Origin of the sequence: Thermomonospora umbrina (assembly GCF_003386555.1) — a bacterium.
GTDB classification, from domain to species: Bacteria; Actinomycetota; Actinomycetes; order Streptosporangiales; family Streptosporangiaceae; genus Thermomonospora; species Thermomonospora umbrina.
The window spans coordinates 1,380,164-1,391,213 of sequence record NZ_QTTT01000001.1 but is presented as its reverse complement, the minus strand read 5'-3'; the positions used below and the strand labels follow the sequence as shown (position 1 = coordinate 1,391,213).

The following is an 11,050-nucleotide window of genomic DNA, read 5'->3' as shown; positions in this document are numbered from 1 at the left end:
ATTGTCGCGGGCGGCTGCGCCGAGTGCTGGGGACGTGCTGTCGCGGGGGGACTCGCCGTAGGGCGAGGTGCTGCTGTCGCGTGGGGAGCCGCCATAAGGCGATGAGTTCGTGTCCCGTGCTGTGCCGCCGAAAGGTGAGGAGCCGGTGGCGCGGGTGGGCTCGCCACTGGAGGGGGTGCCGGGGTAGGGCGTGGAGCCGCTGGTGCGTCCGCCGCCGAGTGTCGGGGAGGCGCCGTCGCGTCCCGACTCGTCGAAGAGCGGGGCCGAGGTCTCGTACGCGCCGCTGTCGAAGGCCGTGCCGCTGTCATGCGGCGGATCGTCGAACCGCGAGAGGCCGGTACGGCGGGGGGCCGCGTGGCCGGGGGAGGCACCGCTGTCCCGTGGGCCGGCACTGTACGGCGTCGGGCCGCTCTCGCCTGCCGGTGCACGCCCGTGGGGACCGCTGTCGCTGGGGCCGCCGTAGCCACGAGGGCCGGGGCCGGAGTCGCGCGGAGCGCCGTACGCGGGGGAAGGGCTCTCGGGGGCCGCGCCGCCGATACCCGTGGAGCCGGTCTCACGGGGCGAGCCGCCGATACCGGTCGGTCCGGTATCCCTGGGAGAACGGCCGTACCCGCCGGAGCCGTACCCGGGGGATCCGCTCTCGCTCCCGGCCGAGGCGCTGTCCCGGCCGGAGCCGCCGAACGGCGGGGAGGCGCTGTCGCGGCCGGGGCCGCCGGGGCTCGGGATCACGCTGTCTCGACCGAGCGCCGGGGACGTGCTCTCGCGGCCGGAGCCGCCGAACGCGGGGGACGCGCCGTCGCGGCCGGTGGGGACATGGCTGCCGGGGGGGCGCTCCTGGGACGGGACGCCCGGGGGACGGCCGCCCTGGCGGGAGGGCGGGGGGTCGTTCGGGGCGTGGTCCTGGCCGTCGGGGATCGGGTAGCCGCCGGTGGACGAACTCCGGCCGTCCCGGGGGCTGAACCAGTCGGACGAGGCGTCGTCGGCCTGGCCGAAGGCGGGCGGAGCGGAGCCGTCGTGTCCGCCGTCGCCGGGATCGCCCGGCAGGTCATTGCGATGACGTCCGCTCACGGTTGTCCTCGTTTCACCAGAAACCGTCCCATGTTCCCCGGCACTGTAGTGGCACCCCTTGATGGTTACAAAGAGGTAAACCTCAATGATGTTCGCAGGTCATGAGCGTATGCCCGGGACTGTCATGGCAGTCGGCACGCCGGGTGGCGGCCCGCTCACGTCGGCGTGGGCGCCGGGCGGGGCGGAAGGTCGCCGATCACCAACGCATGATCGTTCATCGTGCGTTCGGCGAACGATACCCGCGCCCTAGCCCCCGGCATGGTAAGTGCCGGACCTGGAGGATATCCGGACTTGTATGGACTTTTCCCAGTGCGTTCCTCGAGTCCGAAATTGGATCTTGAGAAACTTCGACGTTCCCGAGCACGTCGTACAGGGGACGGGGCGCGGAGAGCGGGGGCGGAGATGGACCGAGGGCACGACCCGGCACCAAGGCATGGGCGGGGGTCCCGGTGGGCTCGGTGAGCGAGACGTTCACAGGCGAGGAGGCCGACGCGCGATCCTCCCCCCGTCCCGAGCGCTGGCGTTCAGCCGTCGCGTGGACGGTGGCCGGGTGCTGGGGCGTCTGGGCCGCCGCCCGCCTGGTTGCGGTGGACCGCTTGCCGGGCCTGGGCATGCCAGCGATCCCGCTGATCTCGTTCACGCCCTACGTCGCCGCCACCGCCGCCGTTCCCGTGGCTTGCGCCGCGATCCTGCGCCACCGCTGGGCGCTGCTCGCGAGCGCGCTGGTGGCCGCGGCCCTGGTCGCGCCCATGCTGCCGCGCGCCATGGCCGGCGGCCAACCCGCCGCCCAAGGCCCGACGGTACGGGTGCTGACCGCCAACCTGCTGTTCGGGCAGGCCCGGCCCGAACGCGTCCTGCAGCTCGTACGGCGTCACGACGTGGACGTCCTGAGCCTCCAAGAGCTCACCCCGCAGGCCGTGGCCGGGCTGGAGGCCGCCGGACTGACCCGGCTGCTGCCGTACAAGGTCATCGACCCGCGCACCGGCGCGGCGGGCACCGGCCTGTACGCCCGCCATCCGCTCCGCGCGCTGCCCGCGCCGCCGGGGACGGTGATGGCGATGCCCCGCGCCGAGTTCTCCCTGCCCGGCGGCCGGACGGTGGAGGTGACGGCCGTTCACCCGCCGCCGCCGATCAGCCGCGCCGCCGTCCGCCATTGGCGGCACGACCTGCGAGCCCTCCCCTCGTCCTCGGGCGGGCGCGACGGCCGGGTCCGGATCCTGGCCGGGGACTACAACGCCACGCTCGACCACGCGCACCTGCGACGCGTCCTGTCCCGCGGCTACGCGGACGCCGCCGACCGCACGGGCGGGGGCCTCATCCCCACTTGGGGCGTGTCCGCCGGGGCCCGGACCCCGCTGACCATCGACCACATCCTCGTCGACCGCCGCTGCGCCGTCCGCGACCTCAAGGTGTACGACATCGCGGGCAGCGACCACCGCGCCGTCTTCGCCGACGTTCGCCTCCCCTGACCGCGGGCGGCCGGGGCAGGTGCGCGGAACCGGCACACTGGACGCATGGCGCGTCTGGTTCCGGTCGGGGATTCCGACGACCCCCGGCTCGGCGATTACGTCCGCCTGCGCGACGTACAGCTCCGTAAGAGCCTGGAGGCCGAGCACGGGCTGTTCATCGCGGAGGGGGAGAAGGTGATCCGCAGGGCGGTCGAGACGGGCTACCCCGTCCGGTCGCTCCTGATGGCCCGCCGGTGGGTGGACCCCCTGTCGGACCTGCTCGACCGCCTCGACACCCCCGTGTACGTCGCCGACGAGCACGTCCTCGAGGGCGTCGTCGGGTTCGCCGTGCATCGGGGCGCGCTCGCCGCGATGACCAGGACCCCGCTACCCGCCGTACCCGAGCTGCTCCGAACGGCCCGACGCGTCCTGGTGCTGGAGGACCTCGTCGACCACGGCAACGTGGGCGCCATCTACCGGTGCGCCGCCGCGCTGGGGGTGGACGCGGTGGTCCTGTCCCCGCGCTGCGCCGATCCCCTCTATCGCCGCGCCGTCAAGGTCTCGATGGGCGCCGTGTTCGCGATCCCGTACGCCCGGATGCGCGACTGGCACCATGGCCTCGGCGAACTCCGGGAGGCGGGCTTCCGCCTGCTCGCCCTGACCCCGGACCAGTCCGCCGTCCCCATCGAGAAGGCCGTGACGGGCGACCGCGTCGCCCTGATGCTCGGCTCGGAGGGCGACGGCCTGTCCTCACGCTGGCTGAACGCGGCGGACGAGGCGGTCTGCATCCCGATGAGCACCGAGGCGATGGCCCGCGGGGTCGACTCCCTCAACGTGGTCGCCGCGGCCTCCATCGCCTGCTACGGACTGACGCACGCCTAGACGCCCATGGCCTCACCGAGCGGGCGGATGACGTCTTAGCGGGTGGGGCGCCTTCTGCGGCGGTTCGGGCGCGGCGGCCTTCTGGATGAGGTGGCCGCCTGGCGGAGGCGGAGCTGGGTCAGCAGGAGGGAGACGGCCACGAGAAGGGCCGCCAGCCAGGCCACCTGGGTGCCGGCGGCGCGTTTGAACTCCAGCTCCTGGGCGTTGGGTGAGTCGTTGCTGCGCAAGGCGGTCTGGGGGGCGGGCGCCATCGCCTTGGGCGCCAGGGAGGGTGCGGTGACGGGGGGCAGGTTCACATCCGGCGAGGGGGTGTTGGGGTTGAACTCGCCGTTGGGGAGGGGCGGCGTGTAGGGGGTGTCCCTGTTGCCGTTGCCGTTGCCCGTGTTGCCGTTGCCGGAGTTCCTGGTGTCGTTCGAGTCGCCGTTGCCTCTCGGGGAGGGCGACGGCTTCGGGGCGAGCTTCTGCCGTACCTCGACGGTCTTGACGAACGTGTCGTCCACGGCGCCGTCACCGGAGACCTTGGCGGTGAGCTTGACGTTCCCCGAACGGATCTTCTTGGGGACCGTGAGGACGACGTTCAGCCTCTTGCCGCGTCGGCCGACCTCGCCCAGCCTGCAGGGGTCGTCGACGCACCGGGACAGCCCCGGGAGGGGCCTTCCGCCGGCGGTGAGCCGCAGCTCGGTCCGGCGGGTGGCCTTCTCCGCCTTGACCACGATGGTGGCGTTGACCTTGTCGCCCTCGAAGAACTCCTTGTCGGGCACCGTGACGGTGACCTCCAGGCCCCACGGCTCCGGCAGGGGATCCGTGGGCCCCGGGGGGCCGCCCGGGGAGTCGGGGGAGTCGGGGCCCGGGGCGCTGGGCGTGGGTCCGGGGGACTGGGAGGCCGATGGACCCGGCGCCGCCCAGGCCGGGGCGGCCGTGCCGACCGCCCCCATCGCGATGATCGCCGCCGTGCCGAGCCCTACGCGGATCGGATCCCCCACCGATCGGAACACTCGCCCGCACCTCCGTCGCATCGCCCCGTCAAGACTCACCGAACTGTCCTTGACTCCCGCTCGGTGATCTAGATTCATGCGAACACGGATGCACCGGTCGAATCAACCCGGTGTCCGCGTGACTTCAGATGAATTCCTCGTGGAGATCGTCGACGTCGGCGCGGGCGGCCCAGGCCTGCCAGACCCCGTGATCCACGCGATCCAGCTCCAGCCGCTCGGCCACGTCGGCCCGTCCGCCCGCGTACTCCACCCGCAGCCAGGTGTCGTGCTCCCCGACCACGACGAACGGCTCGCCGCGCCAGGTGCAGGCCGTCCGGACGTACCGGAGGCCCTCGACCTCGTCGGGCGGGACCAGCCGGCGATGCCGCCCCGGCCTGACCTCCTCGAATCCCTCGGCGGGCTCGGAGGTGTAGATCCTCACCTCGCCGTCCGCGCCCGGGCCCGCCTCGTACTCCCGGCCCCGCCACCGCGCGAGATAGCCGTCCCGGATCACTGCGCGGCCTCCGCCCTCGTCCCGTCGACCCGCTCCGCGCCGTCCTCGTCGCCCGGACGCACCCAGGCCAGCCGGTCGGGGTCGTACAGGGCCACGAACCGCTCTGACCGGTTCCGGTCGAGGTAGTACATCTCCGCCCCGTACGGCAGTCGGGCGCTGTCGACCTTGTACTCCCGGATGGACCCCGAACTGCCCGGCGCGAACCCGCTTCCGACGAACGGCGGCCGCTCCTGCACCCAGCCCGCGTCCCCCCACGCCAGCACGTCGTCCGCCGTCTGCCCGCCGAACGGGATCCGGTACAACCCGGCGCAGTATCCCGGCCAGCGGATGACGTAGACACCGTCGTCGTCCGGGGAGAACGGCGAGTCCTCGTAGAGGAGCCCCAACGTCTCGTACAACTGCGCGGGCGTCTGCAACTCGGTCACCTCGGACACCGGGTGCACGAAGCCGCCCACCCGGTCGTAGCCCTGCTCGAGGTACCAGCCGACATGACCGTGCGGCAGCACCTTCTGGAGCACGACGGGCTGCTCGGACACCCCACCGTCATCCGCCGCCTCGGCGCCGAACGCATGCTGCGGAGCCGAGCGGACACCCTCGGCCCCACCACGCACCCCCGCACCGTCACCGCCCCCCCACGGCGACCCATCGCCGGCGGGCAGCGACGCACCATCCGATCGGGGCCGCTCCTCCCCCGTCCGTGGGGCGTCACGCTCCGCCTGTGGCGCTGGGCCGCCCGTCCGTGCGGGCCCACCGTCGGCCCACGGTGACGTACCGCTCACCCGGGGCCGTTCCCCACCGGTCTGCGGGGCGTCCTGCTCACCCTGCGACGACAGGCCGTCCGTACGTGCGGGCCCACCGTCGGTTCGCAGGGGTGCGCCGCTAGTCCAGGGCTGTTCCGCGCCCGTGTGGGGGGCGTCGCTGTCGGCGCGGGGCGGAAGTCCGTCCGTGCGTGTGGGTTCGCCGTCGGCTTGTAGGGGTGCGCCGCTGTTCCAAGGCCGTTCTCCGCCTATGTGGGAGGCGTCACTGTCGGTGTGTGGAAGGCCGTCTGTGCGTGTGGGCTCGCCGTCGGTTCGCAGGGGTGCGCCGCTAGTCCAGGGCTGTTCCGCGCCCGTGTGGGAGGCGTCGCTATCGGCGCGGGGCGGAAGGCGGTCCGTGCGTGTGGGTTCGCCGTCGGTTCGCAGGGGTGCGCCGCTGGTCCAGGCCCGTTCTCCGCCTGTGTGGGAGGCGTCGCTGTCGGTGTGTGGAAGGCCGTCTGTGCGTGTGGGCTCGCCGTCGGTTCGCAGGGGCGCGCTGCTCGTCCGGGGGCGTTCCCCACCGGTCTGCGGCGTGTCGCGGTCGCCCTGCGGCGTCAAGTCGTCCGTGCGTGTGGGTTCGCCGTCGGCTTGTAGGGGAGCGCCGCCAGTCCGGTGCCGTTCCTCGCCCGTCCGTGGGGCGTTGCGGTCGAACCGGGGTGACGGGTCACCGGCTCCCAGTGCCCCGTCGTCCGTTCGTGAGGGGTCGCCCGCCGGCTGCTGACCTTCCCAGTCGGCGTACGGGGGGTGGGCGGCGGTTCCCGGCGTTCCGTCGTCTGCCCGTGGGGGCTCGCCCACGACACGGAACGGCTCTGTGCCGTTCCCCGGGGGGGCGGCATGGGGGACTGGATTCTCACCCGTCGCCTGCGCGCGTTCAGAAGGCGTCTGTGGGGGGCCGCCCGTCGTGTGTCCGGACGTCTCCTCGGTGCTTCGAGGCGAGGCGGACTCCGCTCCGGCGTGGGGTGGAGCGTTGATTCCGTTCCGTGGGGGCTCGGTCATCGACGCATCGATCGCCGGCCACCCTCCGTCGACGATCGTCTCGGCGGGATCACCCCGCAGCCACGGCGGCTCGCCGGGCACGTCGCGATCGGAGTCCGCCGGCCCGTCCCCGGGCTCTCGGTCTCCGCCACCGGCGTCGTTCGCCCTCTGCACCGGCCCGGCGACTGTGCGCTCGGGGTTGGCCGTTCCTGGAACGCGATCCGTGATCGGCGACACCGAACCGCCCGCCCCGGCCACGGTGTGACGACCTGCGGCGGGCCGCCTGAGGCCTTCGCCCGTTCCGGGCCCGCCCGGCAGGGCCTCGCCGGTATCGGCATGGGGGACCGGCGGCCTTCCTCCCGCTGACGCGATCGGACGAACGGCTCTCAGGTCCTCACCTGCGGCGACGCGTTCTGAGGCGGCCGATCCCTGAGCGGAGCCGCCGACCGCGTCGGCCGGACCGTGCCCTCTGGCCGGCCCTGCCACGGGCGAACCAGAGGAGCCCGAGTCGTCCGCCTCCGCACCGCCGGACCGAAGGCGGCCGAAATCGACGACCGTCTCCGAAGGGTCACCGGCCTCAAAGGACCGACCCGCGCTCTCGTGCGAGGGATCGACAACCGTGCCACCGGGGTCTTCACCCCGAGGAGCCTGACCGCCCGGAATCAGTGAGGGATCGACCGCCGTCGCCGTGGGGTCGTTCAGGCGAGCACGCGAGAGGTCGGTGGTGGTGGCGGTGGGGTCTTCGCCCCGGGGTGTCGGATTGCCCTGTACGAGTGAGGGATCGTCCGAACGACGATTCCGGCCGCCTACGGCACGTGCGGGGTCGTCCGCGCCAGGGCTCCGGCCGCTCATGGCACGCGAGAGGTCGGTGGTGGTGGCAGTGGGGTCTTGGCCCTGGGAGGGCTGACCGTCCGGCGAGAGCGAGGGGGCGTCCGCGCGGGGGTTCCGACCGCTCGCCGCATAGGAGGGGTCGTTCGGGCCAGTACGCGGGGGGTCGACGGTGGTGGCGGTGGGGTCTTGCCCTCGGGGTGTTGGACTGCCCAAGACGAGTGAGGGGTCCGCCATGGTGGCCGTGGGGTCGTCTGTGCGGGAGGTCCGGCCGCTCGTTGCGTGCGAGGTGGCGGTGGGGTCTTCGCCTGGGGATGTCGGTGAGGGGCCGACCGTGGTGGGGGGGCCGGCTTGGGAGGGCTGGTCGCTCGGGAGGCGCGCGAAGTCGGCGATCGTCTCGGTGGGGTCACCGGCTGTGGGGAGGTGGGGTGCCGGGGTGGTGCGAGGCCCCGTGGACGAGGCCTCGCGGTGGCCTGGCGTTCCCGCGCCGGCTGCCGCTTCCCCGGGGAGGCCGGGCGGAGGGCGATGACCGAGGTCGGTCGTGGTCCGGGTGGGGTCACCGAGTTCGCTGCGGTCGGTGGGTGTGGGGGCGGCCGTGCGCGAAGGGTCGGCAAGGGCCTGGGGGCGGGGACGGATCAGGCCCACGCGGACGGCCCACTCGCTGAGGGCGTGGACCTGGTCGCCTAGGAGGGAGGCGCCGATGCGGGTGCCCGGGTTGAGGAACATGGCCCACTCGGTGCGAGGCCACCAGCGGATCAGTTCGCGGAAGTCGGCGTACACGAAACGCGAGGCGGGGAGGGCCTCGCGCAGGCGGACCAGGGAGGTGAAGACCTGGACCGAGGAGGCGTCCCGCATCGCGGCCTCCCAACGGAACTCCGGCTGGACGGGGGTGATCTCCAGCGGAGCGTCGGCGGGGATCGGCACCAGGACGTTGGCGGCCAGCAGCACCCGCAGGAACGCGTCGGTGTCACCGGTCTGGGCCGCCTCGTACAGCTCTTGGTCGATCCGGTTGCCGGGCTCGAACACCGGTTCGTCGGTGGGCCGTCGGTGGCGGTGCTGCGCCTCGGGCCTCGCGGGGACCCAGTCGGCGTTCGGGTCCGAGCCGTCGTCCACCACGGGACGGGGGCCGGTGTCGGGTGCCGCCTCCCGGGCCGTCGCGTCGGGGGCGTTCGGGGAGGGAACGGCGTCGGGGGTCCCCGGTACGGCCGGTCCTCCCTGGGCGTCGCGCGCGGGGGCCGAAGCCCCGGGGATGGACGGCGTTCCCGAGGGATCGGGGGTGTCGGGGGCCGGGACGGGAGGGGAGGCGAGATCCGCGAGCGCCCGGACGCGGTCGCCCGGCATGATGGCGTTGATCGGCGTGCCCGGGTTGACCACGAGCGTCCACTCGCGGTCCGGCCAGGCGGCCAGGATCTCCTGAATCGCCGGCATGAGGAAGCGGGACGGGCCGATGGTCTCGTGCATCCAGCGCAGGGACGTGAAGACCTGGATGGAGGCGGCCCCGCGCACCGGGGTCGGGTGCCAGGGGAACGCCTCGTCGTCCGGGCCGATGCCCCACGGGATCTCGGGGGCGGCGGGCACGAGCACCTGGGCGCTCAGCAGCACCTTGAAGAAGGCGTCGCCGTCGCGCCGCGTCGCCGCCTCGAACAGCCTCCGCTCGATGTCGTTCTGCGGCTCGAACCCCTCGGCCATGCGCTGCGCCGTGACCTGGTCGGCCCACTCGGACAGCGCCTTGAGCCGTTCACCCGGCAGCACGGAGCCCACCGGGGTGCCGTGGTTCACCGCCAGACCCCAGCCGTGGTCGGGCCAGTACCGGGCCACGGAGAGGAACGGGAGCGCGATGTGGTCCGCGCCGCCCTGACCCGGTGCCGCCTCGCCGGCCACCTCGCGCAGGCGTTCGGGTGAGGTGAACAGCGGGATCACCGTCACACCGTCCACCTCGCCGGTCGGCCACGGAAAGGCGGGACGGCCGGGACGCAGCGAGTAGTCCATGTCCTGCGGAACGGGGAGCAGCACCTCGGCGGCGGCCAGCACTCTCAGGAACGCATCCTGGTCCCCCGTCCCGGAGGCGAGGAGCAACTCGCGCTCCACCTCGTTCGCCGGCTGGAACCCGAGACCTTCCTGGCCGGGCGACCCGGCGGCCGTCGGGCGGGTCGGAGCACCGGCGGGGGGCGTCAGCGGGAACTCGAAGACCGGCGACCCTGTCGGGGCGGGAACGGGCGACTTCTCGGCCCGCCCTTCCGAGGGCTCGGGGCGCGGCGCGGGTCGCTCCGCCCGTGCGGCAGCACCGGCGGACGGACCCGTCGGCGCGGCGGCGCGGTCCGGGGACGCGCCGGAGGTGTCCCCGTCGGACCGGGGAACGGGATCGTGCGCCTGCACGGTGGCGTCCTGCGGCTTGGCGGCCTCCGACTCCGGCCCCTGCGACACCGCGTCCGATGCCGGCCGTTCCTGACCAGCCGGGACGGCCTGGTCCGACACCACGGGACTCTGCTCCGCAGGGCTCGGAGCCGCAGGATCCGGCGGCACCGGGCCGTGGGAGGCGGGGTCGTGAGACGCGAGGTCTTGAGCCGCCGGGTCGCGCGGGCCGGGCTCGTGCGCTGGCGGGCCGTGGGGCGCGGTGTCGGGGGGCGCCGTGCCTTGGGACGCGAGGTCGTGAGTCGCCGTGCTGTGCGGCGCGAGCCCTTGGGCCGCCGGCCCGTGTGACGCGGGGTCCTGCGGGCCCGCGCCGTGGGGTGCGATGTCCTGGGGGGGCGGGTCGGTCGGTGCCGGGGTGTTCGGTGTGGCGGGGACCTGGACCGGGGGGTCCTGCAAGGAACGGGTCGGGGGCTCGGGGTGATGGGGTGCCCGGGTTCGTTCCGTCGCGTCTCGGGAGGCTCGGTCGCCGGCGTCGGGGGGTGTGAGGTCGTGCGGGGGGTGGGGCTGTGCCGAGCCGTTCCGGGAGGGTGGGGCCTGGGGGGTCTCGCGCGGTGGTGCGTCGTGGGTCGGGCGGCCGACCTGGGGGAGGCGGGGGTCGCCCTCGGCGATCTGGCGGACGAACCAGGAGGGCAGGAAACCCTCGATGGGGAGGCCCGGGTCGAGGGCGAGCCACCAGCGGGCGTCGGGCCAGGCGGTGGCGGCGTCGCTGAACCGGAGCTTGATGAAGTGCCGGTAGCCGGGGCCGAGACCGTCGTGCATGGCGGAGGACGAGGTGAACGCCAGGACGTGGACGCGGCCGTCGTGCTCGCGCGTCGGCCAGGTCGGCTGCGTCTCGTTGGCGAGGACGTCGTCGAGCACCTCGGGCGGGATCGGGACGACGAGCTCGGCCTCCGCGAGCAGCCGGAAGTAGGTCTCCTGGTCACCGGCCTGCAGCGCGTCGCGCATCCGGTGCTCGAGCTCGTTCGCGGGCCGCCACGCGTCGGCCACGTTCGCCACCCCCTGAGGCTCCGTGCGCCCCTACCGCCGAGCACACTTACGGACCCGCCTACGCTACACGGGCGAAAGGACAGCAAGTGCCTGACCGCCGGTGGTGGGACGGCGCTCTCGCTCGGACGCGGGCTCGGCGTGGGCGTCGGATCCCGCCCGTTCCGGCGG

Annotated in this window: 5 protein-coding genes; 2 read left to right on the top strand and 3 right to left on the bottom strand. The window is 73.9% G+C overall.

All coding sequences use genetic code 11. From position 1 onward, the window contains the following. Positions 1-1,526 precede the first annotated feature (1,526 nt). Together DFJ69_RS05970 and DFJ69_RS05965 are read left to right on the top strand one after the other, a co-directional pair. On the top strand, positions 1,527-2,537 hold the full coding sequence (locus DFJ69_RS05970; RefSeq protein ID WP_147312220.1) for an endonuclease/exonuclease/phosphatase family protein: 1,011 nt from the start codon (positions 1,527-1,529) through the stop codon (positions 2,535-2,537). Positions 2,538-2,582: 45 nt separating this feature from the next. Next, positions 2,583-3,398: a TrmH family RNA methyltransferase gene (locus tag DFJ69_RS05965; RefSeq protein WP_116021551.1), complete on the top strand. Its 816-nt coding sequence runs from the start codon at positions 2,583-2,585 to the stop codon at positions 3,396-3,398. 35 nt (positions 3,399-3,433) lie between these two features. Here the strand turns inward: DFJ69_RS05965 and DFJ69_RS05960 are convergent, their stop codons facing one another. The 3 genes from DFJ69_RS05960 to DFJ69_RS05950 all read right to left on the bottom strand — a co-directional run bounded on the left by DFJ69_RS05960 (position 3,434) and on the right by DFJ69_RS05950 (position 10,891). Continuing rightward, a complete protein-coding gene (locus DFJ69_RS05960; RefSeq protein ID WP_116021550.1) occupies positions 3,434-4,393 on the bottom strand; it encodes a hypothetical protein in 960 nt (319 codons plus the stop codon). Between the two features lie 124 nt (positions 4,394-4,517). Further along, positions 4,518-4,886, bottom strand: coding sequence for a hypothetical protein (locus tag DFJ69_RS05955; protein WP_116021549.1), 369 nt, complete (start codon positions 4,884-4,886; stop codon positions 4,518-4,520). Beyond that, a complete protein-coding gene (locus tag DFJ69_RS05950) occupies positions 4,883-10,891 on the bottom strand; it encodes an SseB family protein (RefSeq protein WP_147312219.1) in 6,009 nt (2,002 codons plus the stop codon). Before DFJ69_RS05950 ends, DFJ69_RS05955 begins: the two co-directional genes overlap by 4 nt. Between the last annotated feature and the right edge of the window lie 159 nt (positions 10,892-11,050).